Raw genomic sequence first — 1361 nt, forward strand, 5'->3', positions numbered from 1 at the left:
GTTCTCGCCCTGATCGTGGTTCTCATCATCAAGCTGCTCGACAAGGAAATAGTCATAAAATGAGGCGGGAATCATTCGCAACAGGCTCACAGCATTTCTCATCCTGACCCTGTCTATGGGTCTTGCCTGTTCCCGGCCCATAACGAACCGGGTCGGGTGCGGCCCCGCCCTGCTCCCCCGAAATGTGCTGGACGTCGAGCCACTCTACCAGAGGGTTTTTGGATGCGGCCCCGCTGCCCTGACGATGGTTCTCAACTATCACGGGATAGATATCTCCCTCGATGCGGCCACGGAAGAACTCTACAGCGAGTCGCTCAAGGGAACCCTGATAACGGACATGAGAAAACTCGCCTCACGCTACTTCCCTTCCGCCCGCATCGAAAAAAGCACCCCCTGCGCTGTCATGATGGCAGTGTCACGTGGCAACCCGGTGATTCTGTTCGTCGACCTGGGAACGGGCCCCATCTCGTCTCCCCACTATGTCGTTGTCGTCGGTTATGACATTGACAGGCAGGAGCTGGTCTATCACAATGGTTTTTCAAAATTCGTCACGGCTCCTATCGAGGAGATCAATGAAAAGTGGAAGAAAACGGGATTCCTCGCACTCTACGTCGCACCCGATAAAAGGGGGACTTCTTTCCCTTCTCACAGTCCTGTTCACCGCGTGCAGCGGCCACGGGATCTACATCGTCCATGACCCGTTGAGTGCCGGTGAACACAACGACCTTGCGGTTGCATACGAGGAGCGCGGGGAATATGACCTCGCAATCGACCATCTGAACAGGGCTATCAGGAAAGACCCCGGGAATCCCCTCTTTTTCACCAACAGGGGAAATGTGCTGCTCAAACGGGGAGATGAAGAAAAGGCCCTGGAAGACTTCGAGAAAGCGATCGAAATCGACCACGATTACCTGGATGCCATCAACAACCTCTGTTTCGTCCGGGCATCCAGGGGCCGTTCCCTTCACTCCTGCCCGGAACTCATCCGTGAGCAGCTCGAGAATAGGAGGGAACTGCCCTGGCAGTTTCTCGATACGGCAGGCCTGGTCCTTAAAAGCATGGACGCACCGGGTAGGGCAATAGAGACCTATCGGGAAGCCATCTCCCGCTGTGCCGGGTGCAGTAAAGAGCAGCTCGCCTGGCTCGAACGGAGGGTAAAAAGCCTCGAGGACAGATACCCGAAATAGCTCCCCCTCCCTTTCATTGTGCCCCTCAAGCCGTAAAAATCATCTGTCTCCTGCCGACAGCCTACCCTCAAAGAGTGTCGCGGGCCGCCCTGACGATCGCCTTTATTGCCTGCGGGTTCACCGACGAGTCGATGGAGCAGCCCCCGGCCAGGAAAAACCGGTCCTTTCCACCCC

2 protein-coding genes are annotated in these 1361 nt (G+C 56.4%); both read left to right on the forward strand.

Features of this window, described 5'->3' with window-relative positions; all coding sequences use genetic code 11:
* The first annotated feature begins 115 nt into the window (after positions 1 to 115).
* Positions 116 to 697, forward strand: a complete 582-nt coding sequence (locus tag GTN70_11755) for a hypothetical protein (GenBank protein NIO17633.1) — start codon at positions 116 to 118, stop codon at positions 695 to 697.
* A 4-nt stretch (positions 698 to 701) separates the two neighbouring features.
* Complete coding sequence (locus GTN70_11760) at positions 702 to 1187, forward strand: tetratricopeptide repeat protein (protein NIO17634.1); 486 nt, start codon at positions 702 to 704, stop codon at positions 1185 to 1187.
* The last annotated feature ends 174 nt before the right edge of the window (positions 1188 to 1361 follow it).

The organism is Deltaproteobacteria bacterium, assembly GCA_011773515.1.
In the GTDB taxonomy this organism is placed as follows: domain Bacteria; phylum Desulfobacterota; class Deferrimicrobia; order J040; family J040; genus WVXK01.

Coding starts and splice junctions, on each gene's coding strand:
- GTN70_11755 (NIO17633.1), top strand. CDS start 116: ATGGGTCTTGCCTGTTCCCGGCCCATAACGAACCGGGTCGGGTGCGGC.